The organism is Mesorhizobium sp. WSM4844 (genome assembly GCF_055811775.1).
Genome location: NZ_JBVVQB010000011.1, coordinates 1 through 26,726, shown reverse-complemented (window position 1 = coordinate 26,726; position 26,726 = coordinate 1). Strand labels below are relative to the sequence as shown.

Below are 26,726 nucleotides of genomic sequence, written 5' to 3'. Positions count from 1 at the left end.
GCTGCGCAGCGCCGGTGGGAGGGAGCGCAAGCAAATGACCGACAGGAGTTCGACCATGTCCCCAGTGCAGCAGGAACTTAGCGTCACCAGTGGTTTGCGCACGGTTGCACCCGCCCGGCACCATTCAAAGGTCGTGAAATTCATCAGCGAGGTCGCCAAGGCGGCGGCCAACGATGCACCGACCTCGGTTGAGATCTTCTCTGACAGCGGCCACTGGTACTGTCGGGTTCGCCGCGGCCATGAAAAGACCCGGCCGATGGGTCCCTATACCAAACAACAGGCCGAGCGGATCCAAGAAGCTCGGAGAATGTCGATCGCAGAAAGAGGAACCTCTCGGATCATGTTCGAGTAAACGAGGATCTCACGATCACGCCGGCCTGACGGCAAGATCCACTGGCACGCGGAACGATTCCGAGGGTGAGCCCCATCAGTGGAACATTCCTTCTGTCCGCATGCTGGTTTGTGAGCGCGTCGTGCGCTTAAGACAGGAGAAAGGAATACGAAACGAATCGTTTTGACCTCGGCCGTGTTGGCGCTTTCCGCCGGCCTTTCCTTTGCCCAGACGACGAGCGGAACTTCGGGCGAGACCTCCACGACCACAACCACGACCACGCTTTATCTGCCGGGCTTTCTAACCCGGCCAGTTGCCGGTGGGCCATTTCTTTAGCGAGACCCACTAGGGCATCGACCTTTTGCATCTGGTCCGCGTCACCGCCATTGGCGACGCGTTTCCGGATCGCCTTATCGCAATGTCCCTCGGGCGGCTAGTAGCCTGTACTTTTCGAAGATCGCTAGCTTCTGCGGATAGGTGATCCGTACCTTGGCGTTGCACCCGTCGCATCTGAAGTGCGCGATCGTTCTTAGCGCAGAGCCCTTCCTTACCGCCGGATGCGAGCAATTCGGACAATCGAATGTGAGCGCAACATCAGACAAGTCCTGGGCTAAACGCATTTCCATCTCCTTCGCAAGCGCTGTGGCTACACTCTGGCGGGACTCAATGGGGCAATGCAGATGCGAATCCGGCTGTGCCAACGCGGGACTAGAACAACTCGTCAGGGAAAGCCGCCAAGCTAGTGCGCCTTCTCTGCGCCCTTTGAGAGACGAAGAGACCTCAATTCATCCAGCAGTTCGCGTTCCTTGGTCGTAATGTTTCGGAAGATTGCGACAATCGCCACCGCTAAGGCCTCGGCATCCCGGCTTGAAGAGTCCATGTGTTCATCGGCACAAACCTGATCGAACACGCGTTCGCAAAGAGCCAGATCATGAGGGCTGAGGCAGGTGCGATTGAAACGCCGACGCAGCATCTGTGCGAACCTTTCAGGGCCTGTTGCCAGTGTTTGCGGCGGGCTTTTTTGCCGACGAACCGCTGAGCCGTGATTGGAATAAGTTTACTCGCTGCCTGATGATTGGCCTTTCAATAGGCCCAAAATCAGCGCGCACTCGCGAGCTCTATACTGTCCAGCAATCATAAGTTGGCGGAAATCCCGCAGTTTTTGTTCTTTGACATGAAATCCTCGCCGAAATTCCGCCGCCTCTTTCGGAGTTCGTGTGCAACCGAGTTTACTGGCGGTGACTTTCAAACTCGCCAGTGAGCATTCGACCTTGGCTGCAATATCTTTCAACGGTTCGTTATTAAAATATCCATCAAGAATTATCTTGCGACGAGCTTCTGTTTTGAGGTTTGCGTTCATTTCGTTGCCTCCTCAACTACGCTTTCACCGTGCCAGACTTTATACGCACCACGTTGAAGAGTGTCGTTATCGTCGCATCCAGAAACTTATCTCGGAATGCATTTTCTTGCTGTAACCAAGCGTGATGGCTCTCTGTGGACTCGCGTTCCGCTGCTATTGCCAGATGCCTGTGATACACCACATGATTGCGGTGGCGATGGGCATAGCGGAATCGGATACGGCACCACGCGATGGACGCTAAGAGGCAGGACAAGGCGCTTGCGAGGCAGGCGCTTGAGCGCGATCGACGTCGTTGGCCGCGCGAAGCTCAACCTGACAATGAGGCTGCCCCGTCACTTGCGCCGGCGCTCGAACCTTTGCCCTTTTCGACGCTCGAACTGGCGCCAGAGGATCAATTCGTCGCCTGGCAGGCGCATATGGCTCCGCTTGTCGAGATCAAGTTGCCGGATGACAAATCGCTCGACGATGGCTTTCCCGCCGACCACACGGCTTGGAACCTCGGTGGCATGCTGATCGTTCAACAGCGCGCACCGGCACATAGTTATATGCGTTCTGCTGCGAAGCTTCGGTCCAGCTCGATCGATCACTGGTATATCGCTTTGCCGCATACTGGCCGGTCGTGGACGGAGGTCGATCGCCGCGTAGCGGAAAACCAGCCGGGCAAATTGGAGATTAGATCGCTTGGCTACCCGTTTCGGGGGAGGGCAACGGAATCCCAAAGTCTCTTTCTCTATTTGCCGCGTGATTTGTTCGCCGATGCGGCGGCAACCCTGGACGCAAAGAATAATTCAATTCTGTCCGGCAACTTTGCCAACCTTTTGCTCGACTACCTCAAGAACATCGAAGCAAGACTGGGCAGTCTCACGGCTGACGATCTGCCTCGCATCGTGCACGCAACACGCAGCATGATCATTGCCTGCCTCTCGCCCCCGGCGGAACATGCCGCGGCCACCGAACAATTGGTGAGTGTCGCGCTGATGGAGCGAGCCCGTCGATACGTCCACAACAATCTGGATGCGGCTCATCTGACGCCGGATTCAATGTGCCGGGCGCTCGGCGTCTCGCGCTCTCGTCTTTATCAGTTGTTCGAACCGAGCGGTGGTGTTCTCCACTACATACAAAGCCGCCGACTTCTGGCAGCCCATGTTGCGCTTAGCGATCCGGCGGACAGCCGGCGCATTGTTAATATTGCCGAAGCCGTCGGGTTTAGTTCAGCGGCTAATTTCAGCCGAGCTTTTAGCAAGGAATTCGGCTACAGCCCCCGCGAAGTCCGAAGCTCCGTGGTGTTACCGCGCCCCGCCCACTCTGTTTCGCATGCCGGACACGAGGAGGCCTCTTCCTTTGAACATTGGCTCAAAGCGCTCGGAAGCTGAGTACAGGATCGGGAATGGTTGAAGTGGGGCGAGCTTAAAACAGGGCGGGGATCCGCCGCCTCATGGACCAGAATATTTTCGTTATAGCCGATCCCCGATTTATCAACCGACTGTTCATCGATGTCGCCGCGCATCACAGCGGAGCATACATTGCAACTACGCAGCATAAGACACTTGTTGAGACCGCGAGTCGTATGTTTGCCAAGTCAAGAAACAAAGAGATATAGCGGTTCTGCGGTTCCTTGAAATGACGAACCGCTCTATCCCGGATTATCTCACCAGCAAAGGGCTGCGTAGGCTGGCGACGATCTCGGACAGCAATTAGCCGGTCGGGAACGGTGCAAGAGCGCCTCGCCGAGCAAGATATGTACGCCAGGATAAGTATTAGGATGCAAAGCTAACGACAGATCGGCCTCGTGCGTAGATGCTTGCAATGCTTGGCGGGGGCTCGGCGGCTTGGCGGGGGCTCGGCACAGGTGGCAGGCATCATGTTGGGGTGATGTCGTGCTGCCTGTGCCGATTAGCCGCCGCTGCGCGGTCAAAGGTGGCGTCATTGAGTAAGCGTGCCAAGGTCAATGGCGGCCGGCTGGAGTTTCTTCCGCCGCAAATCCCGACTCGGGTCGAGCGGCCGCCTGAAGATGAGGGCTGGGTCCACGAGGCCAATCTCGACGGCTATCGAACCCAGATCATCATCGATAATGCCGGCCTGCGTCTTTACAGCAAGAACGGCCGTGACTGGACCCCGAAATACTGGCCCATTGCATTAGCCGTCGATCTGCCATGCCGGACTGCCATTCTCGACGGCGAAGTCATTGTTCCCGGCGAGCAGGGCGCTTCCGATTGCCCTGCGCTGGAAGCCGCGATCTGGAACGAGCCAAGCCGGCTGGTGTTCGTCGCGTTCGATATCCTCCATCTCGACGGCCGCGATCTAGACTCCTTGCCGCTGCTGCAGCGCAAGCAGGCGCTATGGCAACTGGTTGAGCCTGGCCTCGGGAAGATCCAATACAGTGAGCACTTCGAGGGCAGCGCGCTGGCGCTCGTCCGCACCGTCGAGAAGATCGGGCTCTATGGAATCATCTCGAAGCGCGCCGACAGCCGCTACAGGAGCGGACTGTCGAGCACATGGCTGAAGGCCAAAAAATTTGAAGAAGCCGACTCCCGAGTTGGGGGTCGTTTATGAGCCAGGCACGGCTCCAATGCCCTGATCGCTGCTCACGGGCGTCCTCACCGATTTGAGGCCTACGCGGGCGGACGCGACGCGCATACCAATCTGGCGGAACAAATCATGATCATTCTCATTGTGGTGATCATCAAGGGAGATTGATCATGGGTGACCGGCACAACCCAAAAATCGAGGCACCGGCAAATGTCGAAAAGGACCCGGAAGATTGGATCAGCGGAGATGATCCCATGACCCCCGCACAAGCCTCCTATTTGAAAACTTTGGCCGAACAGGCCGACGACCCTGACGCCTATGCTGACGGCCTCAGCAAGGCGGAAGCCTCTAAACGCATCGATGCACTCCGGGAGAAGTTAGGCCTGTAGTGCCCGCTCGTGGCTGTTGGCCTCCGGCGACGGGGCCGTTCCATCGAACCCGACAGCGGCTCTGTCCAGTTTGTTACCGTGGTCTGACCCCGGGGATGAGTTGCATTGCGTTCTGCAACCGCTCGCTGGATAGTCCTGGCGATGTTGCAGACCTTGATGACTCATTGGCCCCAGGTCCTCGCGATCATTTCGGTGGTGATGGCGGCCATCGGCATCGTCCACGCCATAATGACGAAGGAAGACGTCCGCGCCGCCACAGGTTGGGTCGGCGTGATGTTCCTGTCGCCATTCCTCGGCGCGATCATCTACGCCGTTGCCGGCATAAACCGCATTCGTCGTGCAACGATCAGCGCCATGCGGCCCCCTTCCAGCGAGGCGGCTTCCGCAAAACATGAGCGCAACTTTGCCGCCGAGGAATTGATTGCCGAGCGGTACGGCCAACGCTTCACCGGCCTGAAGACATTGGGCGACAGGGTGGCCCGGCGTGCCCTGACCTCGGGAAACGCGATTGCGATATTGGAGACAGGTGACGAGGCCTATGCCGCAATGTGCCGAGCGATTGATGGCGCTCAACGCGCTATCCTGCTCGAGACCTACATCTTCGACAATGACGATGTCGGGCGGCTTTTCGTGGAATCTCTCGCCGGAGCCGTCCAGCGCGGTGTCAGCGTTCGCGTGCTGATCGATGCCGTCGGCGCGCGTTACTCCGTCCCCAGCATTCTTGGGCGCCTGCGAGAGGCAGGAATCACAGCAGACCTCTTCAACGGCAACATTGTCATGGGCCTGCGTCTTCCCTACGCCAACCTCAGAACGCACCGGAAGATCCTGGTCGTCGACGGCACGATTGCGTTCACCGGAGGGATGAACATCCGAAAGGGATTCTCAGCCGAGTTCGCCGGCTCCTCCAGCGCGAGGGACACGCATTTTCAGGTCACCGGGCCGGTCGTTGCCGACCTTTTTTCGGTTGCCGCCGAAGATTGGCGCTTCGTGAGCGGCGAGCTCCTGAAAGGCGACACCTGGCAAGTGGCCGCGCTTCCCGCGGCTCCCGGTCAACCAATGCTGGCGCGGGCGGTTGCATCCGGGCCGGATGCCAGCATCGAAACGAACCACAACTTGCTGATCGGGGCATTTTCCGTCGCCCGCAAATCGATCCGCATCATGTCGCCCTATTTCCTGCCGGATCGGGAACTGATCAGCGCGCTGACGACCGCAGCCAGGCGAGGCGTCGAGATCGACATCGTGGTACCGGCGACGAACAATCTTTTCCTTATTGACCGGGCGATGACGGCGCAATTCGATCAGGTCCTGAAGCACTATTGCCGCGTATGGCGCACGCAGGGCTCGTTCGATCATTCGAAGCTGCTGTCGGTCGATGGAGTTTGGGCTTTTATAGGATCCTCCAATCTTGACGCCCGGTCCCTGCGGCTGAATTTTGAGATTGATGTAGAGGTTCTTGATGCAGGCTTTGCCGCGGAGATTGAAGCGCGGATCGGATCGGCAATCGCCTCCGCCACGTCTGTAACGATCGAAACCTTGAGAGCCCGGCCATTCATCGTCCGCCTGTTCGACCGAGTGTTGTGGCTGGGATCGCCCTACCTTTAGAGGCTTTCTCGTTCTGCCCCCGGCAATTCGGGCGACGCAGCCATCGCTCCTTTCGAGCGCCGCATCTCGTCAGGGCAGGAAGCAGCGATTGCACATCCTGTTTGAGTGAGACAAAGCTAAGTCTTGAAGGTGGTGAGGACGAGCAGCAGACTCATGCAAGAACTGGACATAGCTTTCCTGCAAGTGTGCTCAAATCCATTCGCGACAGAAAAAAGCAGAAGGCGAAGGCTGCGCCGTCCGAAGGGGCACGCCCCGCGGGGACTCTGGTCGCATCTTACAACGTTCACAAATGCGTGGGCGTCGACAGAAAGTTCGATCCCGAACGAATCGGTCGCGTCATCCGGGAAATCGGCCCGGATGTCATTGCGTTGCAGGAAGCGGACAATCGCTTTGGAGATCGTGCCGGCCTTCTGGATCTGCTGCGTCTCGAATTGGAAACAGGCCTGGTGCCGGTGCCGGTGTCCGGAAACGGCAAAGGACACGGCTGGCACGGCAACGTTCTGCTTTTCAAACGGGGCATCGTTCGCAATGTCCATCAGATAAAGCTCCCGGGGCTGGAGCCGCGCGGAGCCCTGGTTGCCGAAATCGATCTGGACGAGAAACGAACTCTGCGCATTATCGCAGCCCATCTCGGCTTGCTGCGCCGATCGCGCTCCGAACAGGCCCGTGTCGTGCTCGAAATCATGAACAGACCGGACGAAAAGCCAACACTGCTGCTCGGCGATTTGAACGAATGGCGACTCGGAAACCGTTCCGCGCTGAATACGCTGCACACGACTTTCGGTCCCGCGCCACCGGCGGTCCCCACCTTTCCATCGAGTCTGCCGCTGCTGTCGCTCGACCGGATCATGGCAAATCGACACGGAATGATCTCATCCGTCGAAGCCCATGACACGCCGCTTTCGCGGGTCGCCTCCGATCATCTACCGCTTATAGGATTCGTTCGCCTGTGATGGTGCTGCCCAGCCCCATGAATGGAGATCGGTTCAAAGGGAAGTTCTAGCCGGACTGGCGGAGCGGGGCGGCCCAGCGGGTCTGAGTTACGTTGTTGTCGGTTATCTCATCGGAATCAAAGGGAAGCGTCAAGGCTAAAGCGGCTGCGCTGGGATCAATGACCGCCTGACCGCGCAACCGCTCGATATGGTTCTCGGGCTGATACTCGATGATGCAGTCGATTGTATCGGACGAGGATGGGACGGAGCGGGGGAAAAGCTAACAAATTTTCATCCTTAAGACGGCGAATTCCGCGCTCTAGGTTCGAACGCTCGATGCCACGTTCATCCAGAACAATATGACCACCGCTCGCCAGATGAAAATTGAAACGCCTGGCGACTCGCGTCCGGCCCCTGTGTGCTAAGCGATATGGGTATTCTCTCGTCGAACTGATTTTTCAGCAAAACGTTCGCGCCAGTAAGCGATCGTGCTAACGAGTCCTTCACTCAAATCCACGTGGGGGCGCCAACCGGTGGCGTTTATGAATCGTGCACTGTCCGCCAGCAGAGCGCGAACTTCGGAATTGGCAGGGCGCAGGCGTCCAGCATCCTGTTCAATGGGTTTGCGGCGATCAGCGAGCGTCATGACAAGCTCGATCAACTCGCCAATCGTGATGGCCTTGCCGCTACCTGCGTTGTAAGGACGTCCAAACTCGATTGCAGGTGATGCGCCGATGGCGAGGAACGCCGCGACAGTATCCGCGACGTAAGTGAAATCGCGGCTCGTCGAAGTATCGCCTAGCCGCACAGTGCTGACATCTGGATCCAGAACCTGACGGACGATGGTCGGGATCACCGCACGCTCACTCTGGCGCGGCCCGAACGTGTTGAAGGGCCGTAGTACGACGACGGGCACATCGAAGCTCCTGGCGTATGCTTCCGCCATCATATCCGCCCCGATCTTGGAGGCAGAATACGGAGACTGCCCCTGCAGGGGATGGGCCTCGCTGATGGGTACCGACATGGCTGTGCCGTACACCTCGCTCGTCGACGTCTGCACCACGCGTCTGACCTGGTGCTCACGGGCTGCCTCCAGGACATTAAGCGACCCAATGATGTTCGTGTCCACGTAGGATTGCGCAGCTATGTAGGAATGCGGAATTGAGATAAGTGCGGCAAGATGGAAAACGATATCCTGCTCCGCTAGCAGCCGGCTCACAAAGGCGGCGTCCCGCACGTCGCCGCGGACGATCTTTAGCTTCGATGTCACCTCAATAGGAAGTTCATCGAGCCAGCCATGAGCGTCGAAAGAGTTGTACTGCGCCAGCGCCGTCACGTCGGCGCGCAGTGCAACAAGGTGCTCGGTGAGGTGCGAACCGATGAAGCCGTCGGCTCCGGTCACCAAAACCTTCGTTCCGCTGTAGCCGGATCCGTTAGACTGCTGCGGACTGCCCAGAACGTGTTCCATCTCGTTTCTCTAAAGGCCCATGCGTTAGCGGAAGTGAAGGCAAAACATTGTCCAATCGCTATAGATGTGTTGCCGCAAGTTTCGTATCGATCCGCAAACCCGCAACGGCGAGGCTGCACAGGACAACCCACTTCATGTCGGTCGTAAGCGTTCGCTCGGCATAATAAGAAAGATCGATCCGCGCCTTCAGCGGAAACAGAATTTGCCGGTAGAATTCGACCGGATCTACATTCAGAGGGAAAAGAGCACTTTCGTTGCGGAAAACCCACTGACTGGGACCGAAGATCCCTGGCTTGTAGGCGAGCAAAGGGAGACTCGAGTTCGTGAAGCAATAGGCGAGTTCGAGGCTTTCGGGCCGGGGCCCGACCACTGCCATTTCACCCCGCAGGATGTTGATTAACTGCGGAAGCTCGTCGAGCTTGGTGATCGCGAGCACACGCCCGAAGCGCGACATTCGCTCGTCAGCCATCATCGTAAGTGGCAGATGGCAGTCGCTTGCGTCGGGGCGGAACTTCCGGAGCTTGAGCATGGCGAACGGCCGGCCATTTCGGCCGAGCCGAGATTGCGAGAACAGAATCGGGCGGCCTGTCTCGACCAGAATGGCGATACTGGCGATCGCGATCACTGGGCTGAGTACAATCAGGCCGAGTGCGGCAAAGCCGATATCGAATAGGCGTGCCAGTCTCTCATTGTTAGACCGGCTCTGGGTTGAACTCATTGTGCGCCTCAGTGCCCTTCCGCATTTCCGTTTGATTCCCGATGGCGGCCGCGAGCATTTCGACGACATACTCGACATCGGCCGTCGTCATTTTGGGATGCAGCGGCAGGGTGAGCTCGCGACTGGCGAACGCATCGGTTATCGGAAGCAAACCGCTGGCGCACCGCTCTTGGTATAGGCTGAGACGGTGCACCGGCGGATAGTGGATGGTGGTCTGTATCCCGGCGTTCCGGAGTTGGTCGATTACGGCATCGCGATCGACATTTCGCGGCAGAACCGCCGGCATGATATGGTGGGCACAAGCCCGCTCGCCAGAAAATGGTACAAGCACGTCGGGGCATGAGTGGGCGAGCCTCTCGCGGTAGTGCCGGCTCAGTCCGCGCCGCGTCGCATTCCAAGCCGGGAGCCGGCCGAGTTGCACGAGACCGATAGCCGCTCGAAGTTCGTCCATGCGATAGTTAAAGCCAAGCAGCACCACGTCGTAGTGCGGTGTACGGCTGTTCAGGCGCGCGAAAGTGCTGCTTGTCATTCCGTGGCCGCGCATCAAGCGGACGCGCTCGAGCAAGACAGGGTCTCGCACGGCCACGACTCCCCCTTCAGCCGTGGTCATGTTCTTGTTGCCGTAAAAGCTGAACGCTACGGCGTCGCCAACGGATCCCGGACCTTCCACGCCCACAGCGTGAGCAGAATCCTCGACGAGCAGCAAACCCCGGCGTTCGGCGAGTTCGCGCCAAGCGGCGCGGTCGACGAGAGCACCGGCGTAGTGAACCAGGATGGCCGCTCTAGTTCTCGGCGTGCACAGCTCTTCGGCGCGCGCGGCACAGATCACTGGGACTTCCAGGGACTCTATGTCGACGAATACCGGAGTGGCCCCTACATACAGCACGCTGTTTGCCGTCGCCGTGAAGGTGAGTGATGGCACCAATACCTCGTCGCCCGCCCCGATGCCCGCTGCCATCAGGATCAGATGCAGCGCCGCAGTACAGGAATTCACGGCCACGCAGTCGGGCAGGCCGTGGGCCGCGGCGAACGCCTCCTCAAAGGCGCGCACACGCGGCCCCATGGTGATCCAGCCGCTGTCGATCACCTCGGACAGTGCTGTCTTTTCCTCAGCACCAAGGACGGGTTCCGATACGAGCAGCATCATTGACCCTCGATCCATCAAGATCGCCGGCGCTGAGCACGCGCGGGCTGGTTCAGGCGGCCGCAACGACTTGGAAAGCCGGCAGTTCGTCATCCCAGGCGAGTTCCTGAGCTGCCTGGAAGTCTTCGATCCGCCCGATGTCGAGCCAAAGGCCGTCATGCGGGAAGGTGAAAGCTGGTAGTCCGCGTCCCAAGAGGCTATGAATCAGATTGTCGAATCCGAATGGCACGCCTTCCGGGATGTAGTCCAGGACACTGGGTTCCATGCAGTAGACGCCCATGCTCATCATGTTGACCAGGAGGGGTTTCTCCTTGAAACCGTAAACGCGGTTGTCTGTCTGCTCGATCACCCCGAAGTCAAGTTTGGTCTTCCGCGACGCGGCGGCGATGGTGACCAGTCCACCATTCTTGCGATGGGCCGCTACAAAGGCGCCAAGGCTCAAGTCGGTCAGGACATCACCGTTGATGACTATGAAGGTCGAGTCCAGTTTCTCGCGCAGCAGCGTAAGCGGCCCGATCGTGCCGAGGGGTTCTCTTTCGCTCGTATAACTGATCCGCATACCCCACTGGTGGCCGTCGCCACAGAAACTACTGATGAGATGTGCCAGGTAGCCAGTTGTGATGAAGACATCACAGAAGTCGTTACGCCGCAGCCATCGTAGAAGAAGTTCAAGAACGGGCTTGGAGTTAACCGGCATGAGTGGCTTTGGAAGCACGGTGGTATAGGGGCGTAATCTCGTTCCTTGGCCTCCACACTGGATAACGACTTTCATTTGATCCTCCCAAAAACTCAATTCAACTGCATTCTCCACCGAGCGAGCGAACATAAGTAAATAGATTTTGTGTAGGTGTACAGGGCGCAGAAGGGCAGGGACTCCAATGGGAGAGAGTGCTAGAAGCCGTTGCGCGCTATCCCGAAGGAGACTTCGTGGCCTATCCCGAAAGGTAAGACTCGGCGGATGGTCACAACCGCTGCATGACCATGCCGAACCGCTGCATGACCATGCCGAACCGCTGCATGCCCATGCCGAGCTCGAACGAGCTACCCCACATTCGCGATTGATCCGGTTCTTCGTGAGCGGCTTCACTATGGCGTCGCGGTTGGATAAAGTTGAGTGGCATGAGTAACCTCGCTCGGTCACCCGCAGGTCGCAAGGGCCCTGGACTAGGCCCCGGGTCGATGTATTCGTCCGGTCGCCTATGCTTGACCATGCTTCTCCTGCTGGCCGGCGACGCCGTTCGTCCAATCGAGGCGCGATGGTTCGCTGAACACTCCGTGTTTGATTTGCAAGCGGCCGTGGTCCCGATGCCGTCTATGGCGCAACCGGGTTACCTCCAGACTGTGACGGATCCTGTATTCGGGACTGCTTTTACGCGTGTAACGGACCCTGGCTATGACATGGGCGAGGGCATGGCCTGCTCGAAAGAGTATTGCAGGCATCGCTACTCCAGCACCCACGCTTGGAATGCAGACCAGAGCTTTCTGCTGATTGCGAATGGGTGTTCGGGGATGTGTTTCCTCGACGGTCGCACATACCAGCCCCTGTTCCACCGACCGATGGATGAAGATTGCAAATGGCACCCGACCAACGCGGCAGTCATGATTTGCGTGTACGCTGACCGGGTGACCCTGTGGTCACCGAGGGACGATGTGCATAGCGTCGTATACCGGCCGACCAATTACACCGACCTGCAATTCGGCCCCTACAAAGGCAACCTGTCCAACGATGGACGGCGCCTAGTTCTGCGCGCCCGCAACGCCTCCGGCGAACTTGTCGCCTTCCCATACGACATCGAGAAGCGCTCCAAATTCCCTGACCTTTTCCTTGGATCTCTACCGGGCAAGAATGGCTATTGCGGCATTTCAGCCTCCGGCCGCTTCGTTGTCTGTTTCCAGACCCTTCCGACCGGCACTGAAACGGTACACGTCTTCACGGAAGGCGGCCGAGAGGTCCAGGTCTGGGAGGAGCACCACCGGCCCGGGCACGGCGACATGATCGTCGATGAAGACGGCCGCGATGTATACATCGGCATCAGCAAGGCGAACCCGGACAAATGGCACGTTATCAAGAGGCGCCTCGACGATGGCAAGGTCACTGATTTGACGCCGCCCGGCTATGCAACCCATGCGTCGGTTCGCAATGTGGCGCGTCCCGGATGGGTATTCCTCAGTTACGAGGGCAGCCTCGCGCAAGTAGCGGACAACCCAGGCTGGGCCCCGTTTTATCAGGAGATCGTGGCCTTAAGGACGGATGGAAGCGGAAAGGTCCGGCGCATCGTGCATACGTACAACAGCCGATCCGATTATTACAGCGAAAGCCATGCCTCCCCATCACCCGACGGTTCGCAGGTGATCTGGTCGAGCAACTGGGGGCGCCCAGGCAGCCCGGTCGCGGCCTACGTCGCTACGATCACCTGGCCTTGAGAGGTCGAGCACTGTTGCCGCCCCGGTTAATCTTCACGGAATATTGCGCACGATGTGCGGCCCCAGCCCATTCGCGATGGAGATAGGCAATTTCTTCCAGCACGTTATGGCGAATGCATACTTGGGATTGCTCGGCGCAAGCTCCGGAAACGCCTTGCCCGCAGCGAGCCAGTAACACCAGAACAAGGGCTTCACTTGGGGCTTCCATTGAATCTTGAACGTGTAAGTGCCGGCCCCAATTGTCGAGCGCCCCAAATCCAGATCGGATGCCCCGGATTCGCAGGCCAATTCTATTGCCTTCCAGTAGAGATACTCATTCACGTGATTGAACGCCGCGTCGTAGTCGGAACAGACCCATGGCAACTCGATCACATCACCGGTGCGCATGGCCAGGGCTGCAGCCACCGGCTTGCCTCCCAGCCGAACGAGCAGGATCTGCGAATCCGCGGTGCTTTCCAGTATACTTCTAAAGAAGACTGGACTATGCACCGGTGTGCCGAGATCGCGCATATTTTTGCTGAATACACGATAGAAGTCATCGAGTGCCTCGTGTCCGGCGCGCGAGAATTCGGCACCCGCTCTCTGCGCCTTGCGCACTTTTCCCCTTAGGCGAGAACTCAGTCCGGACCAGTGAATTTGGGGATCGGCTTCGATCGACACGATCAACGCCGCCTTGTGCTGGCGGACCTGCCACGATGCTCCGACGCTCTGACTGGTTGCGAAGGTCTGCCGAAGTTCGATGTGTCCAGCGCCCCGGCCTTGGGCCAAGCCGATGGCAGCCTTCGCGAGGGCTTCCTCGATTTCAAGACCGTCTGCCAGGATGCCGCCGTAGTTCACAAAGGGAAGCGACACGAAGGAGTGTCCGAATAGCCGGCTCTTCATCTCGAAAAGCGGCAGAACGCCACAGGTGGCGCCCCCGCTTCGAGCCATGAGATAGTAGGGCCGATGTCCGAAGCTCCGCTGCAGGATGTCCCGCCAAAGCGTGAAATGATAACACGACCGGTTCGGCGACGCGTTGACATAGGCATCCCACTCATGGTCGAGCCCAGCGCGCGCTGTGTCCACAATCTCAACGGATGCCACTGGGAACATTCTCCCGATAAAGCCCGTGCTGCAATCCGCAAGTCTATATCGATCCTGGATGTCAGTCTTCTATCCAAGATGGGACATAGTGGGACCGCTTTCTCTTCCGTGCTCCCGACCGGCTACAAATCTACGGTAATGGTTGGGTGCAATGGTGGCCCGACTGCGAGGGCAAGCCGCAACGTTGATCCGGTTCGGCGGAGTCGACGCAGCACCTCGCACTTTAGGGATATACCCCGTCAGAGGCGATAGCGGCTGTTGCTCGTGTGGTAACCTGACATGGTAGTGCCTCAAGGCAGGCTCGCAGTCGACAGAAATCAACGAGTAATGGTCGATCCGTGCGGTGAAAAGGTCAGATTGTCGGTGTGCCCAAAATGACTAGGTTTGCGAGATAAATACGATGGATGAAAAGCCGCCGAGGTGTCTTCTGACCATCGATGTCGAGGACTGGTTTCACAGCTATAACTATGGGAACCTGGTTTCAAAGGAGCACTGGCGTGATTATGAAGGTCATGTGGAACAAAACACGCTGAGGATTCTTGAAGTACTCGACCGGAGTGGCGTTCGAGGTACGTTTTTCATTCTGGGCTGGGTGGCCGAGCACTATTCGGGCCTAGTCCGTCGGATCGCCAATGCCGGTCACGAAGTGGCGTCGCACGGTTACGGCCACGACCCGGTCTATTCTCTCACTCCTGATCAGTTTCGCTCCGATGTTCGGCGGTCGAAAGACGTGCTGGAGGATATTGTCGGTCGGCCGATCGAAGGCTATCGCGCGCCCTGCTTCTCGATTACCAATTGGGCACTGCCGATCCTGCGAGAATTGGGATTCACTTACGATTCTTCGTTCTTCCCGACCACAACACATGACCGTTACGGCCGCCTGGAAGGGATCAATGTCGGATCGGGTCTCGTCGAAGTTCATGACGGGTTTTTCGAGGTTTGTATCTCCTGCCTGCACACGGCGCGTTTTGCTGTGCCGTGGGGCGGCGGGGGATATTTCCGGCTCTTTCCATACGGACTGTGGCTGGGGGGCGTGCGTCGGATTCTCCGCTCCGGCGTGCCCTATGTTTTCTACATCCACCCTTGGGAGATAGATCCGGATCCGCCGCAAGTCCCAGGGCTCAAGGGTCTTCGGGCCCTGAGGCAGCGGGTCAACCTAACCCGATGCGAAGCGCGTTTAGCCGCGCTATTGGGAGCGTTTCCTTGGTGCCCTATCACGGAAGCCATTGACGACCTCGCCACGATGGCGCGACCGCAGATCGATCTCGGACTTACGGCTCGGCCACCGCGACCGGTCGCGGCCTCAGGGAGGCCGAGATGTGCGGATTGAAGCCCCACCTCCTCTGCATCGGCGGCGATGACCATTTTTTGCGAATCCCCTTTTTCCAGGCCCTCCGGGATAGGGGGATGCGAGTTTCGGCGGCGGGCACCGGAGGTGCTGAGGCGTTCGCTGAGGCTGGTTACGACTTCTACCTCTTCAACATGAACCGCTTCATTGCTCCGCGCGCCGATTGGGCGTCGCTGCGGTCGCTCTCGCGGTTGATCGGAGAGATACGACCGACTCTCATCCAGTGCTTCGATACCAAGCCGGATATTCTTGTGCCGTTTGCTGCGTACTGGGCGGGCAAGGTGCCGGTCGTCAGCACGATCAATGGTCTGGGCTGGCTATACTCGTCACGCTCCCCGCTAGCTGTAGGCCTCCGGCCTGTATTCGAGCTTGTTCAGAGCAGAGCGGATCGCCTAACGGATGCCATCGTGTTCCAGAATTGCGCCGATCAGGCGTTTTTCGCGTACCGGCGGTTGATAGGCAAGGCCGATCACCGGGTTATTCCAGGATCAGGAATCGACGTCGATCGGTTCGACCGTCTGGCGGGGAGGGGACCATCTCCCGCCGAATTGCGCCACGAACTCTCTTTGGGAGATGCGCCGGTCGTGATGACCGTCACCCGCCTAACCCGGGAAAAGGGCGTGCCGACGCTGCTTGAGGCGGCGGCTCTCGTTCATCGTCAGGCGCCTGAGGTTCGCTTTCTGCTGGTTGGGCCGCGCGAAAGGGAAGGTGCGCTGGCGATCAGGCAGGACGAGATCGATCGTCACGCTCCGTACGTCAGGGCAATTGGAGAACGATCAGACGTACCGGCGCTGCTGCAGATTGCCGATGTTTTCGCACTCGCCACGGAGTTGCGAGAAGGGGTCCCGCGTTCCCTGATGGAGGCATGTGCGGCGGGGCGGCCGGTGATCACGACCGACATGCCGGGTTGCACCGACGTAGTCCGCGATCGCTGGAGCGGGCTTGTTATTCCCGTCAGATCGCCCCGAACACTCGCCGAGGCAATCCTGCAGTTACTTCGAGACCGCGATACGGCGCTGCAATACGGCGCTCGCGCTTCGGCCCATGTGCGCAAGGAATTCAACCTAGACATCACTGCCGATCGGTATGCGGCGGTTTACCAGGAGGTGCTTGCCCGAACCCGCGGACGGCCGGAAAGTTGGGAGCGCCTTGCCCATCAGACACCTGGGCCGAGATCGGGCGGGAATACCAGGCTGGATCCAACATCGTTTTCGTCAGGTTGACATATGCTGCTTGATCTCTTGCTCACATCCGGGCTTCTCCTGTCGGCAATGACCCAATTGAGGTGGAACGGTCCTATCGGCCCTGGCGATCTGCTCTTGTTCCTCTGGCTCATGATCATGATGACGCGAGAGGTGGCTCGCCTTGGTCCGCCGTTGACACCGGCTTTCGTTCGATTGTTGACGTTCTGGTCGATTATCGCCGTGTCGCTCTGTCTGGGAGCGATGATGGGCTACGCCCTTGGCGACCTGCACGATCCGAAGTGGTTCAACCACGACATTGGCGCCTACATGCTGGTCGGTCTGGTGAGCTGCTTCAGTGTTGTCCGTCTCCAGAGGGACGGAGGGATGCAGCGCCTGGCCTGGCAGTTTGTCTCCCTAGGCACCGCACTGCTTGCCATTCAGGCGGCTTTGGGTTGGCTCAACCCCGGCATTGCCGGCTTTGAGCTCTGGGAGTGGGATAGGCTGCGTGGCCTGACTCAGAACTCCAACCAGCTTGCATTTTCGTCTGCGATTGTCGGCCTCCTGTCGCTTCATCTGGCGGACACGGCGGTGCGGCTCCTGCCGAAAGTAGGCGCGATCTTGTGTCTCGTTGTCGCCGTCGTGGTCGGCGGACTGACAGAGAGCAACGCCTTTCTCTTGGCCGTCATCGTCGCCGGACTTTGCTACGTCGCCCTGAAATTCAGGACCTGGATGCTGGCCGAGCAGTATCCACTCCGTTTTCGTTCTGCTGCTGCGTGGAGCTTGGCACTTATCTTGCCGTTGGTTCTCGTGGCAGCAGTTCCGTTTGGTGCCTCCCTGGCTAAGCATGCGCAGGTGATCGCAGTGGAAGCCACAAGGGGGGGCGCGGCCGCGGAGGAGGCTGCGGGCTTGCGCTTGGTTGTCTGGCATGACGCCCTTCAGCGAGGGCTCGGGGCCATGATGATGGGCCTTGGTCCTGGCCCCCACCTGGAAATTCCCGACGTGATTGTTCAGGAGCGCCGCCTTCCAAACGGCGGACCGAAGGAGGTCGTGCACCCGGAGGCGAAGCTCGCCCCCAATTTCGAAGCGCATAACATCGTGCTCGACCTTTTCCTTCAAGGTGGGCTCCTGGCCCTCGTCGGATGTATCTGGTTTGTCGCCGGGGCAATTTCGGCCGCTTGGAACGCGAGGCAGGACACGATCATCGCGATGATCTGCGGCATTGGCGCATATGGTCTGTTCCACTTCATTCTGCGTCAGCCCGTGCTCTGGTTTGCCCTCGTCTTTTGCATTGTGGCGACGGCTGACGTGGGCGAGCAACTCGTCAGGCGCGGAAACCTCCGCGGCGCACCGAACTGAGGACCGGAAGCCATGGCAGCAATGAACAAAGTCTTGCGGTTGGCCGACGCACGCGGGGGCAAGAATGTGGTGCAGGACACGGGACAAGTTTCGTTCCAGGGCCCGATGGCACCTCCTCCGTTCCTGCACCTCATTCGGATCCTTCTCCGTCGACGCCGGCTTATTGTCGCCATAGCGATCGTGGGAACGATGCTGGCGATGTTTGTCGCGCTGCTGGTTCCTCCGCAGTACACGGCCGTGGTCCAACTCACGGTCCACCGGCCGCCGAGCAGCGAAGGCGTGCCGCCCCCTCCCGGCATTCTGGATGAGATTATCGACACACATCTCGCGCTGATCAGTTCCCAGGCCCATTCCAGCCGAGTGGCTGCAAGCCTGTTACCTGTGGAGGCTGCGCCAAAGCCCGAGCCTGGTCTGTCTGCCGCCAAAGGAGCCACTAAAAGGTGGTATGATTCCCCTGCTTTTCCGGCCGTTCGCTCGATGGTCGACCAGATGCTGGAGCGGCTTGCCATATGGATCCCTCGGTTGTCGAACCGAAGCGAAGCCGATCGCCTCGCAGAGGAACTCTTCAGCAAGACAAAAGTCCTTCAGGAACGGCGCTCGCGCCTAATCTCGGTGTCGTTCACCTCGACCGATCCCTCGAGGGCGGCCGCTTACGCCAATCGGATCGCAGACCTCTACGTCACCGGCCTCTTTCAGCAAGTGAAGGCCGACGCCGCAAAGCAACACTTCGATCTCGGTCGGCAGGTGGCCTCTGCGGGGGATCAACTGACCAAGGCACAATTGGCATTACAATCCGCCATGCGGCAACGAGTCAGTTTATCGCCCTCCGACGCCGCCAAGTTGACCGAAATGGATCAGGATATCCGCGAGCTACGCCAAGACAGCCAGGATGCAGCAGAATATTATAATGATCTTCTGCGGCGATCGACCAAGCTACGGGAAGCACAGATGGCGATCGGGCCGGGGATTAGCGTCCGTTCGAGCGCCTCCGTCCCGACGCGGCCGAGTTCGCACAATCCGCTGCTCTTTATCATCCCGACCGCATTTCTCTCCGTCATTGCTGCGTCCTGGCTTGCATTGATGCTCGAGGGGGCCGACAGGGGGCTGCGTAGCGAGAAAGAGATTGAGTGTAAATTGGGACTTTCATGTCTTGGGCTGGTTCCGCGTGTCAGACGCAGGACGATCAAGTCACCCAAGGCCGCTATCCTCCGTCAGCCGAGTTCCCTTTATACCGAGTCCATGCGCAACATTGCAGCGGCACTTCAGGTCCATCACACGGGCCGTGGCGGGCTCGTTGCGCTGATTACGTCGAGCATGCCCGGTGAGGGCAAGTCGGTACTGGCGAAAGGACTGTCGGCATACTTCGCCACGCTGGATCGCCGGGTGTTGTTGATCGATCTGGACATCGTTCCGGCGAAACACTCTTCCCGCGCTCGAGACCTGCTGTGCGTCCGGCAGGCGCCCTCGGCAAGACAGATGGGAGAATTGATCAAGCGCTTACCGGAGATCGATGCCGATTATCTCGGTCTCTCGCAGTTAGGGATCGACCCGCTGCTATTCTTCGAGCCGGGTGGGCTGCCAAGTCTTATCAAGATATTGCGCAAGTCCTACGACGTTATTATCCTGAGCGGACCTCCGGTGCTTGGCGCTTCGGAGGCACGGCTGCTTCCGGCGATCGCAGACTCGGTGCTCTTCGTCGTGCGCTGGGCATCGACGAGGCAGGAGGTAGCGGAACACGCCCTGAGCTTCCTGCACCGTTCCCAGGCACCGGATGATCTCGCCCCGGGTCCGATCCGCGCCGTCTTGACCCAAGTGCAACTGAAGCAGCACGCCCGCTTTGCGCTTGGCGACACCGGCGAGATTATATTCAAGTTCAACGGTGTCTACACCGGCCGCCTCCGCCGCTTGCAGCAGATCGACCGCGGAGCAAGCCAGGATGCGGTGCCAGAGCCGCCGATCTCGGAAGGCACGAACGGCTGATGACCCAGTTATCCAAGGCGGATTGCCTCGCCAGACCGATGTCGGTTCGAGCCAAGATTCAAATGGCAGCCGGCGTTGTGGAGGCTTTGGCTGAGTTCGGGCGGCAGAAGATTTCGTATTGCTACTGGAAGAGCGCGACCAAGCTCGAGAGCGCCCTTTGTGGCGATGGTGATATCGACATCCTGGTTGCCCGCACCGACCAGAACAGGGCTCAAGCGATACTGTTGTCGAGAGATTTTAAGTTCTTCCCGTCAGTTGGTGACCGCGAGGCGCCTGCGGTCTTCACGTATCTCTGCTACGACGAGCCAAGCGGCAGACTCCTGCATATCCACCTGCATCTCCGTCTGGTGGTCGGAGGACCTCTTGCCAAGAACTGGCACTTGCCGTGGGAGGACACAGTCCTCTCGCGGGCTGCGCCGCACGCCTACCTGCCGGTCAGACAAGTCGACTCTGCCTGTGAGGCCTTGCTTCTCCTGACCCGCAATTGTCTCGAACTCGGCGGATGGGATCCTGTTTCCATCCGCCGAGGCGCAGCAAAGAGAAAGGAGTTTGATGACGCGCGCCTGGAGTTGGCGTCTCGGGTCGAATGCGGCGATCTGCGTCGGCTGGCAGCAGGATTTCTGTCGGACGATGTTGCAGACATGGTCGTCGATAGCCTATTTAGTGACCAATCGGCGGCTTGGCGCGCGCCGCTGGCTCGGGCTATCCGACGCCATCTCTCGACTGGCGGCAGTTCATACAATGGACCCGAGGCGCGCTTGCGCAGCGTCGGGCGGTCGATCGTCTGGGTCGCCGGGCGGTTGAATAAAGCCATTGTGCACGCTCCCAGGCCGTGGCATCGACGTCCGGCCGGCGGTGGAATCGTGGTGGCATTTGTGGGAGTCGATGGCAGCGGCAAGTCTACGCTTATTGCCGCTCTGAAGGACTGGCTCGGCATCAAGGTAGACGTTCTGCCCATCTACTTCGGCACCGGTGATGGTCGGCCCTCTCTTTACCTAAGGCCGCTCAAGTGGCTGATGCCGCTCGCGACGTGGATGCTGGGCCGCAAGCCCAGAGTTGCCTCTCATGGCAAAGCGTCAGCCGGTCCTCCGAGCCTCGCCTACAGCATTCTACTCGCGGTCTGGGCGATCGCAGTGGCCGCCGACAAGCGCGTCAAGCTGACTGCTACTTGGCGTGCGGCCAATCGGGGACTCGTCGTTCTCGCCGATCGCTATCCGCAAAATGAGTCGAAGAATTTCAACGACGGTCCATTGCTGGAGCGCGTGCCCGCGGTTCCCGAGTGGCTTCGCCACCGCGAACTTGGAGTCTATCAGCTCGCCCACCGGCTTCCTCCCGACCTCGTTCTAAAGCTGATGGCGCCATCCGAAACCTTGGCCGCGCGAGAGCCTGCAATGGACATCACAGTGATAAGTCGGCGGCTAGACGCCCTGGCCGGCCTTGCCTTCGGCAATGCGGAGGTGGTGTGTATTGATGTCGATCGGCCATTGGACGAGGTAATTCGTAGTGTGAAAAGGGCAATCTGGCAGTGCCTCTAGAAAGACAGGTGCGATGATCGTCGAATTCTTCGGCCCGCCCTGCGCAGGCAAGACGACACTGGCCCGCATGCTTACTGCTAGACTGGATAAGTCCGGCTATGACGCCGACCTTTGGAACAGCCTCAGACCGACTGAACTGATCCCGCTCGGAAAAACTGGCGGACTCACACGGCACCTGGCTCCGATCAACCGAATGCGGCGTTTCTTTGCCGAGGCCTTCAAAATATTGAGCCGTCCGAGCAAGGATTCCGGGGAAATCGCCATCGCGAGCCATTTGCTCCGGATACTTCCTCCGCGGGGCGTGTTTACGCGGGTTAGGGAGGCGCAATACATCTGTCGAATGGCGCGCGCGTGGGACGTGGCCTCGCGTCGGCATAGGATCACTGTATTCGATCAGGGCTTCGTCCAGGAACTCTGTTCGCTCATGCTTCGATCCCGGAGTGCCGACGAGGCAACGCTCATCACCGCACTCGAAATCATCCCGCCCGCGCATCTATTGGTGCTTGTGAACGCATCGCCAGCCCTGCTGGAGGCGCGCTCCATGGAGCGGCTGTCGAGCCTCCACGTCATCGAGCGCTATTTCGAGGGCGGAGCCAATCTGGATTTCATTGGCGCCACCGGTCAACTCCATCGACTCCTGCTTGAGCGGGGCCATGTCGTGCTATGTGCTTCGCTGGTGGATCATCAATCGACTGAAAGGAGTCTTGACCAAATGGAGCGCGAGGTTGTGCGTCAATATAGACGCAGACAGTTACGGGGCGCCCAGCATGACGAAGCCAAATAGGGAAACGATACTCGCCGTCCTTGAGTACGATGAGCCTCTTGTCGATGGCAAAGAACCCGATGCGCACCTGCTCTCTGCGTCTGCTGCTTTCAACCGGGTCAAACGGGGCGGTCTGATCGCTTTTTTTGTTTATGGCACCGGATATGCAGTGACCTACTTGTCGCAGCTTTTTGTTGCCCGAACTATTGGGGCCAGCGACTACGGAATTTTCGCCTACGTGTCAGCGTGGGCTATGGTGTTGATCTATGCGTCGACATTGGGGTTCGATGTGGCGCTGTTAAGATTCGTGCCGGTCTACCGGGCCAGGCGAGCTTGGTCTCTGCTCCAGGGCGTTATCGGCTATGCTCGCCGGCGCGTCGCCGTGGTAGGGACGGTGCTTGTGATTGGCGCTGTGGTCATCGTGCTGTATTGGGCGCCTGCTGACAATCTGGTCCTTGCATTCTTTATCGGCTTGGCCGCGGTGCCCGTTGTTGCCTTGCTGCGGGTGCAGTGCGCGGTCCTGCGTGCCGAGGGCGCGGTCGTGGCGTCGCTTGTGCCTGATCGGATTGTCCGGGAGGGCAGCCTGATCGTCCTCGTTGCGATCGGGACCATGATTCTGGGTTACAACATCACGGCTGCCGGGGCGCTGGCGGCAGCTCTGAGCGGGGCCCTAGTTGGCCTCTTGCTGGCTTATTATGCAGGGAGGAACTACCGCCTCTTGCCCCGCGATGACATCGAGCCGGAGTACGATGTTGCGGCCTGGCGCAGTGCCACACTGCCACTGATGATCGCCGGCGTGGCAGAGGTGCTTTTGAACAGGACCGGGGTAATCATATTGGGATGGTTGGGCGACACTACGGCCGCCGGTGTCTATAGTTTGGCGTTCAACATCGCTTTGATCGTGACCTTGCCAAGAATTGCTGCAAATGCGCTTTTTGCGCCGACCGTTTCCGGCCTCCATTCGGTCGGTGACCTTCAAACAATGCAAGCGTTGGTGGCACGTACTGCGACGTGGACGCTCTGCGGGGGGGGCTGCATCGCCGCCATAATGTTTGCGCTCGCAACTCCGCTCATGACCTCTTTCGGGCCGGAATACGGCGACGGCGTTTTGCCTCTGCGCGTTCTGCTCATCGCCCAAGTGATTGCCATGGGGGCAGGTTCGCAGTTGTACCTGATGACTATGACGGGGCACGAGCCGAGCGCCGCCGCCCTATTGGTTTGCGCTGCAGGGATGAATATGATTACTAGTATTGTTTTGGTCTATTGTTTTGGTCTATTGGGAGCGGCGGTAGGCACAGCAGGAATACTGCTCGCGTGGAACGCTGCGATGGGTTATTGGATATGGCGGCGCCTGAACCTGCTGCCGGGCATACTGTGCATTCGCAAATTCGTACCGAAGAGTTGAGAGAGATGCTACGGCGTGCTGGAAGCTGAGGCCGTGCGCGATATCGTGCTGATGCTGAGCATCGGGTCCGTTCCAGACAAATCTGCGCGTGCGCGACGTAAGTTGAACTGACCCTGGCAGACGGATTTTGCGGACGATGGGTTCGGTCACAAGCTCTTCGCTCTCCCCCTGTGTGGCACGGTTCATCCAAAGGGAGTACGCAGCGAGCATTGACACTACTCGCTGTTAATTTTATTGTTGGCAGTCATGTCAAGCCCTGCCCAGGCAATTGCTGTGTCCTCTAACGTCTTATTTCTCGAAGGCTTGGTTAGTGTTCTAAAAAGGGCTAAATTTTCTCCGATAGTGGCCATTCCAGATTTGGATAAACTGAATTGTGAGACGCTTACGTCGACGAATGGCATTTTGTTTCTGGTTGACGTCGGTTCAGAGTTCCAAGTGAAGCTTCAACAGATAGAGGCTTTGAGACTCGCGAATTCGACCGCGCGAATTGCGATCTTCGGCGAGCACATGCGGCGGACTGATGTAGTGACGGCGCTTAGAGCAGGTGTAAATGCTTGCTTTGCGCACGTCTCTACCTGCGATACCCTTCTCAAGGCTCTCGAGTTGGTGATGCTTGGAGAATCGGTGGTCCAGCCCGTGCTCTGGGCGCTTAAACTGGAAGGCGAGCCAATCGCTGACGAAAATGACGACGAGGTTGCAGGGTCGCCCCGGCTTGATCCGCGATCCGTTAGTATCATCGAAATCGGTGATCACGAAGGTGACAGAATTGCCATTGCAACAGGCGTTGAGAATGTAAACTATACAAATGGCGTAAGTTGCATACAGGAGGATGAACCGCCTTTATCGCCTGATTTTCTTCCAATGCTATCGCCTCGCCAGCGTTTCATCCTTCAATGCCTTGTCCAGGGTGACTCGAATAAACACATCGCGCGCAAAATCGCGGTTAGCGAGGGCACCGTAAAATGCCACATAAAGGTGCTGTTAAGGAAGACGAAGGTGCACAACCGCACGCAGGCAGCGATCTGGGCGCTCAATCACCAGTCGTATCTGATTTCAGTCCAATGATGAGCAAACCCTTTGAGGTCGGGCCACGGCACATCGGGAGTGACATCTCGGAGCACCAAGCCAGTTGGCAAAAGACCATCAGCGCGTCGACAATGGGCAAGACGAGTTCTCCTCCTCTAGGCAAGTGGTGTGCCGAGCGAATTCGTCGGCGGATGCAATGGCCGCAACAATGAACACGTTTGGTTTGCGAAGATGGTGGTTGAAGGCCTTTCTGGTCGCTGCCCTAGTTTTCGTCTGCACGCCGTCGCAGGCCGACTACCGGGTTGATGTTGGGGACGTGGTCGAAATCTTTGTGACGGGCGTGCCCGAACTGCAGCGCCGTGTTGTCGTGCGAATGGACGGAACTATCTCATTTCCTCTGGTGGGCAGTCTGAAAGTTGTTCGATTGTCGACATCCGAGCTTCACGATCGGATTCAGATTGCGCTGGCGGGAAAAATCTTCCAGCGGAAAACGCCGGACGGGGGGCAGGTCGACATCATCATCGGCGTTGACGAAGTCACCGCCGACGTGGTCGAGTTTCGGCCGGTCTACGTCAACGGCGAGGTGATGAAGCCGGGCGAATATGTCTATCGCCCCTCCTTGATTGTTCGCCAAGCTGTGATCGCTGCCGGCGGCTATTCTCCCGTGCGCGGCAACACGGCTGACCCCTTCGTTGAAGCCACGAGACTGGAAGCCGAGTTCAACTCGCTATGGGCCGAGTTTGTGCGCGCTAAAGCGCAAGCTTGGGGGACGCGCAAGTTGTTACGCGATGGTACGCCCTTTGATTTTTCAATACTGGCAGGCGGCCCCATAACGCGGAATGATGCGAAGGAGATACTCGCTCAGGAATCCGATCTCGTCGTAGCTATTGAAACGGACCAGCAAGGCCGGAAGGACGCCCGCGCCCGAGCCCTGAAAGAATGCAACGGGGAAATTCGCGTGCTTTCCGAATTACAGCAAGTGGAGGAGCGTAGCGTGGCTGACGATGCTGCCGAATTGGAACGGGCGTTAACCCTGTTCGATAAGGGCCAGATCCTCAGCCAGAGGGTCACGGATGCACGCCGCGCGCTGCTTCTGTCATCCTCCCGGCGGCTCGAAACGACGTCTCGCCTGGCGCAGGTCAGGAGGACTCAGGTCGATCTTCAGTCTCAGCTGGAGCGGCTCGACAGCGAGCAAAGGGTGCAACTCCTCCGTGATCTTCGAGAGGCAACGGGCAGGGTCGCCGGGCTCTGGGCAAAGATCGAAGGCGTGATGCGAGCACGGCAGCACGTCCTGAACGGGATTGGAACGCCTGCGGACCTCGAACGGACACCTCAGATCACGATCATCAGAAAGGGCGAAAAGGCCGGTTTCTCCGCTGACGAGGATACTGAACTCTATCCCGGCGATGTCGTGCAAGTTTCGATCAGCCCACCGAAAGCGGTCAACGTGCTTGTACAGTGAGTTCGCAATATCCGCAGTACCGGTCGTATCGCGACGATCAGGACGCCCGATAGATTGTTCCGCCTCATTCTTCTGATTTCCCATCAAGGCGAGGTCCCCGAGAACCGATCCCGTAGAGAAGCATGACCCCGCGAAAGACATCAAACGCCGGCGAAGCGGAAAGCTCGACAAGCGCTTGACTTCAACAAGCAGCATGACGAAGCCTGCTGCGGTGAGGTCATCGGGTGCAGCCTCTTGCTGCCGACTTTCGGTCCCGCCCCACCGGCGGTCCCCACCTTTCCATCGAGTCTGCCGCTGCTGTCGCTCGACCGGATCATGGCAAATCGGCACGGAATGATCTCATCCGTCGAAGCCCATGACACGCCGCTTTCGGGGGTCGCCTCCGATCATCTACCGCTTATAGGACTCGTTCGCCTGTGATGTAGCTGCCCAGCCCCATGGATGGAGATCGGTTCAAAGGGAAGCTCTAGACTGGACTAGAGCACGTCCCGTGATCGATGAATCGATTGTGATGTGACGACGAGCTTCTCCGGTGATTCAACATCCACCTTGATGGAGGTGGATGATGGGAAAAGCACTGAGTGGGGATCTGCGGTCCCGGGTTTTGAAAGCTTCGGATGCCGGCATGTCGGCCCGACAGGCGGCGGCACGGTTTGGGGTCGGCATATCGAGCGCGATCCGCTGGAT

General features: G+C 58.7%; 23 protein-coding genes and 2 pseudogenes. 18 read left to right on the top strand and 7 right to left on the bottom strand.

All coding sequences use genetic code 11. The features are described 5' to 3' along the window. The first annotated feature begins 55 nt into the window (after nucleotides 1–55). On the top strand, nucleotides 56–352 hold the full coding sequence (locus AC0L2A_RS11660) for a hypothetical protein (RefSeq protein ID WP_473515270.1): 297 nt from the start codon (nucleotides 56–58) through the stop codon (nucleotides 350–352). Nucleotides 353–1,070: 718 nt separating this feature from the next. Here AC0L2A_RS11660 and AC0L2A_RS11655 read toward each other — a convergent pair. Together AC0L2A_RS11655 and AC0L2A_RS11650 are read right to left on the bottom strand one after the other, a co-directional pair. Further along, on the bottom strand, nucleotides 1,071–1,304 hold the full coding sequence (locus AC0L2A_RS11655; RefSeq protein ID WP_473608903.1) for a hypothetical protein: 234 nt from the start codon (nucleotides 1,302–1,304) through the stop codon (nucleotides 1,071–1,073). Between the two features lie 84 nt (nucleotides 1,305–1,388). Beyond that, the gene (locus AC0L2A_RS11650; RefSeq protein WP_473608902.1) at nucleotides 1,389–1,691 is read right to left on the bottom strand and encodes a hypothetical protein; all 303 of its coding nucleotides are present in this window, start codon (nucleotides 1,689–1,691) and stop codon (nucleotides 1,389–1,391) included. Nucleotides 1,692–1,921: 230 nt separating this feature from the next. Between AC0L2A_RS11650 and AC0L2A_RS11645 the strand changes: the two genes are divergently transcribed. From AC0L2A_RS11645 to AC0L2A_RS11625, 5 genes are all read left to right on the top strand, one after another. Further along, complete coding sequence (locus AC0L2A_RS11645) at nucleotides 1,922–3,064, top strand: helix-turn-helix domain-containing protein (RefSeq protein ID WP_091591037.1); 1,143 nt, start codon at nucleotides 1,922–1,924, stop codon at nucleotides 3,062–3,064. A gap of 433 nt (nucleotides 3,065–3,497) precedes the next feature. After that, complete coding sequence (locus AC0L2A_RS11640; RefSeq protein WP_473608900.1) at nucleotides 3,498–4,244, top strand: ATP-dependent DNA ligase; 747 nt, start codon at nucleotides 3,498–3,500, stop codon at nucleotides 4,242–4,244. 146 nt (nucleotides 4,245–4,390) lie between these two features. Then, complete coding sequence (locus AC0L2A_RS11635; protein ID WP_091591041.1) at nucleotides 4,391–4,609, top strand: DUF3072 domain-containing protein; 219 nt, start codon at nucleotides 4,391–4,393, stop codon at nucleotides 4,607–4,609. Nucleotides 4,610–4,750: 141 nt separating this feature from the next. Next, nucleotides 4,751–6,211 carry a phospholipase D-like domain-containing protein gene (locus AC0L2A_RS11630; RefSeq protein WP_091591043.1) on the top strand — a complete coding sequence of 487 codons (1,461 nt, stop codon included), beginning with the start codon at nucleotides 4,751–4,753 and terminating at the stop codon, nucleotides 6,209–6,211. A gap of 185 nt (nucleotides 6,212–6,396) precedes the next feature. Beyond that, the gene (locus tag AC0L2A_RS11625) at nucleotides 6,397–7,164 is read left to right on the top strand and encodes an endonuclease/exonuclease/phosphatase family protein (protein ID WP_473609008.1); all 768 of its coding nucleotides are present in this window, start codon (nucleotides 6,397–6,399) and stop codon (nucleotides 7,162–7,164) included. A gap of 400 nt (nucleotides 7,165–7,564) precedes the next feature. Here AC0L2A_RS11625 and AC0L2A_RS11620 read toward each other — a convergent pair whose 3' ends face one another. Genes AC0L2A_RS11620 through AC0L2A_RS11605 form a run of 4 tightly spaced genes read right to left on the bottom strand, consistent with a single transcriptional unit; the run spans nucleotide 7,565 to nucleotide 11,245 of the window. After that, complete coding sequence (locus tag AC0L2A_RS11620; RefSeq protein ID WP_091591044.1) at nucleotides 7,565–8,611, bottom strand: SDR family NAD(P)-dependent oxidoreductase; 1,047 nt, start codon at nucleotides 8,609–8,611, stop codon at nucleotides 7,565–7,567. A 58-nt stretch (nucleotides 8,612–8,669) separates the two neighbouring features. Next, nucleotides 8,670–9,329 (bottom strand): sugar transferase, encoded by a 660-nt coding sequence (locus AC0L2A_RS11615; protein WP_091591046.1) that lies wholly within the window; start codon nucleotides 9,327–9,329, stop codon nucleotides 8,670–8,672. After that, the gene (locus AC0L2A_RS11610) at nucleotides 9,304–10,473 is read right to left on the bottom strand and encodes a DegT/DnrJ/EryC1/StrS family aminotransferase (protein WP_091591754.1); all 1,170 of its coding nucleotides are present in this window, start codon (nucleotides 10,471–10,473) and stop codon (nucleotides 9,304–9,306) included. Before AC0L2A_RS11610 ends, AC0L2A_RS11615 begins: the two co-directional genes overlap by 26 nt. A 52-nt stretch (nucleotides 10,474–10,525) precedes the next feature. Then, on the bottom strand, nucleotides 10,526–11,245 hold the full coding sequence (locus AC0L2A_RS11605) for a sugar phosphate nucleotidyltransferase (RefSeq protein ID WP_091591756.1): 720 nt from the start codon (nucleotides 11,243–11,245) through the stop codon (nucleotides 10,526–10,528). Nucleotides 11,246–11,682: 437 nt separating this feature from the next. Between AC0L2A_RS11605 and AC0L2A_RS11600 the strand changes: the two genes are divergently transcribed. Then, a complete protein-coding gene (locus AC0L2A_RS11600; protein WP_091591047.1) occupies nucleotides 11,683–12,897 on the top strand; it encodes a hypothetical protein in 1,215 nt (404 codons plus the stop codon). 33 nt (nucleotides 12,898–12,930) lie between these two features. Here the strand turns inward: AC0L2A_RS11600 and AC0L2A_RS11595 are convergent, their stop codons facing one another. Further along, nucleotides 12,931–13,980: a FemAB family XrtA/PEP-CTERM system-associated protein gene (locus tag AC0L2A_RS11595; RefSeq protein WP_473608899.1), complete on the bottom strand. Its 1,050-nt coding sequence runs from the start codon at nucleotides 13,978–13,980 to the stop codon at nucleotides 12,931–12,933. 400 nt (nucleotides 13,981–14,380) lie between these two features. On the opposite strand from AC0L2A_RS11595, the gene AC0L2A_RS11590 reads away from it, so the two are divergent. The 11 genes and pseudogenes from AC0L2A_RS11590 to AC0L2A_RS11540 all read left to right on the top strand — a co-directional run. Beyond that, a complete protein-coding gene (locus AC0L2A_RS11590) occupies nucleotides 14,381–15,310 on the top strand; it encodes an XrtA system polysaccharide deacetylase (RefSeq protein WP_091591050.1) in 930 nt (309 codons plus the stop codon). Then, the gene (locus AC0L2A_RS11585; protein ID WP_473608897.1) at nucleotides 15,298–16,551 is read left to right on the top strand and encodes a glycosyltransferase family 4 protein; all 1,254 of its coding nucleotides are present in this window, start codon (nucleotides 15,298–15,300) and stop codon (nucleotides 16,549–16,551) included. The genes AC0L2A_RS11590 and AC0L2A_RS11585 overlap by 13 nt, the downstream gene beginning before the upstream one ends. A gap of 3 nt (nucleotides 16,552–16,554) precedes the next feature. After that, nucleotides 16,555–17,868: an O-antigen ligase family protein gene (locus tag AC0L2A_RS11580; protein ID WP_091591051.1), complete on the top strand. Its 1,314-nt coding sequence runs from the start codon at nucleotides 16,555–16,557 to the stop codon at nucleotides 17,866–17,868. A gap of 12 nt (nucleotides 17,869–17,880) precedes the next feature. Continuing rightward, entirely contained in the window at nucleotides 17,881–19,848 is a 1,968-nt protein-coding gene (locus AC0L2A_RS11575; RefSeq protein WP_091591053.1) for a Wzz/FepE/Etk N-terminal domain-containing protein, read from the top strand. After that, the gene (locus AC0L2A_RS11570) at nucleotides 19,848–21,383 is read left to right on the top strand and encodes a nucleoside/nucleotide kinase family protein (protein WP_091591055.1); all 1,536 of its coding nucleotides are present in this window, start codon (nucleotides 19,848–19,850) and stop codon (nucleotides 21,381–21,383) included. The genes AC0L2A_RS11575 and AC0L2A_RS11570 overlap by 1 nt, the downstream gene beginning before the upstream one ends. Before the next feature lie 13 nt (nucleotides 21,384–21,396). Next, nucleotides 21,397–22,167: an ATP-binding protein gene (locus AC0L2A_RS11565; RefSeq protein ID WP_473608896.1), complete on the top strand. Its 771-nt coding sequence runs from the start codon at nucleotides 21,397–21,399 to the stop codon at nucleotides 22,165–22,167. Beyond that, nucleotides 22,151–23,551: a lipopolysaccharide biosynthesis protein gene (locus tag AC0L2A_RS11560; protein ID WP_167366339.1), complete on the top strand. Its 1,401-nt coding sequence runs from the start codon at nucleotides 22,151–22,153 to the stop codon at nucleotides 23,549–23,551. The genes AC0L2A_RS11565 and AC0L2A_RS11560 overlap by 17 nt, the downstream gene beginning before the upstream one ends. 273 nt (nucleotides 23,552–23,824) lie before the next feature. After that, entirely contained in the window at nucleotides 23,825–24,616 is a 792-nt protein-coding gene (locus AC0L2A_RS11555) for a LuxR C-terminal-related transcriptional regulator (RefSeq protein WP_473608894.1), read from the top strand. Nucleotides 24,617–24,680: 64 nt separating this feature from the next. Continuing rightward, entirely contained in the window at nucleotides 24,681–26,039 is a 1,359-nt protein-coding gene (locus tag AC0L2A_RS11550; RefSeq protein ID WP_473608893.1) for a polysaccharide biosynthesis/export family protein, read from the top strand. Nucleotides 26,040–26,282: 243 nt separating this feature from the next. Continuing rightward, a pseudogene (locus AC0L2A_RS11545) lies at nucleotides 26,283–26,459 on the top strand (endonuclease/exonuclease/phosphatase family protein); the annotation flags it as partial. Between the two features lie 145 nt (nucleotides 26,460–26,604). Next, a pseudogene (locus AC0L2A_RS11540) lies at nucleotides 26,605–26,726 on the top strand (IS630 family transposase); the annotation flags it as partial.

Bases quoted from the DNA above. Each gene is read 5' to 3' on its own strand.
- AC0L2A_RS11650 (WP_473608902.1), bottom strand. From the start codon at position 1,691: ATGAACGCAAACCTCAAAACAGAAGCTCGTCGCAAGATAATTCTTGAT.
- AC0L2A_RS11570 (WP_091591055.1), top strand. From the start codon at position 19,848: ATGACCCAGTTATCCAAGGCGGATTGCCTCGCCAGACCGATGTCGGTT.
- AC0L2A_RS11635 (WP_091591041.1), top strand. From the start codon at position 4,391: ATGGGTGACCGGCACAACCCAAAAATCGAGGCACCGGCAAATGTCGAA.
- AC0L2A_RS11575 (WP_091591053.1), top strand. From the start codon at position 17,881: ATGGCAGCAATGAACAAAGTCTTGCGGTTGGCCGACGCACGCGGGGGC.
- AC0L2A_RS11660 (WP_473515270.1), top strand. From the start codon at position 56: ATGTCCCCAGTGCAGCAGGAACTTAGCGTCACCAGTGGTTTGCGCACG.
- AC0L2A_RS11565 (WP_473608896.1), top strand. From the start codon at position 21,397: ATGATCGTCGAATTCTTCGGCCCGCCCTGCGCAGGCAAGACGACACTG.
- AC0L2A_RS11640 (WP_473608900.1), top strand. From the start codon at position 3,498: ATGCTTGGCGGGGGCTCGGCGGCTTGGCGGGGGCTCGGCACAGGTGGC.
- AC0L2A_RS11655 (WP_473608903.1), bottom strand. From the start codon at position 1,304: ATGCTGCGTCGGCGTTTCAATCGCACCTGCCTCAGCCCTCATGATCTG.
- AC0L2A_RS11610 (WP_091591754.1), bottom strand. From the start codon at position 10,473: ATGCTGCTCGTATCGGAACCCGTCCTTGGTGCTGAGGAAAAGACAGCA.
- AC0L2A_RS11645 (WP_091591037.1), top strand. From the start codon at position 1,922: ATGGACGCTAAGAGGCAGGACAAGGCGCTTGCGAGGCAGGCGCTTGAG.
- AC0L2A_RS11630 (WP_091591043.1), top strand. From the start codon at position 4,751: ATGTTGCAGACCTTGATGACTCATTGGCCCCAGGTCCTCGCGATCATT.
- AC0L2A_RS11600 (WP_091591047.1), top strand. From the start codon at position 11,683: ATGCTTCTCCTGCTGGCCGGCGACGCCGTTCGTCCAATCGAGGCGCGA.
- AC0L2A_RS11615 (WP_091591046.1), bottom strand. From the start codon at position 9,329: ATGAGTTCAACCCAGAGCCGGTCTAACAATGAGAGACTGGCACGCCTA.
- AC0L2A_RS11580 (WP_091591051.1), top strand. From the start codon at position 16,555: ATGCTGCTTGATCTCTTGCTCACATCCGGGCTTCTCCTGTCGGCAATG.
- AC0L2A_RS11620 (WP_091591044.1), bottom strand. From the start codon at position 8,611: ATGGAACACGTTCTGGGCAGTCCGCAGCAGTCTAACGGATCCGGCTAC.
- AC0L2A_RS11605 (WP_091591756.1), bottom strand. From the start codon at position 11,245: ATGAAAGTCGTTATCCAGTGTGGAGGCCAAGGAACGAGATTACGCCCC.
- AC0L2A_RS11585 (WP_473608897.1), top strand. From the start codon at position 15,298: ATGTGCGGATTGAAGCCCCACCTCCTCTGCATCGGCGGCGATGACCAT.
- AC0L2A_RS11560 (WP_167366339.1), top strand. From the start codon at position 22,151: ATGACGAAGCCAAATAGGGAAACGATACTCGCCGTCCTTGAGTACGAT.
- AC0L2A_RS11590 (WP_091591050.1), top strand. From the start codon at position 14,381: ATGGATGAAAAGCCGCCGAGGTGTCTTCTGACCATCGATGTCGAGGAC.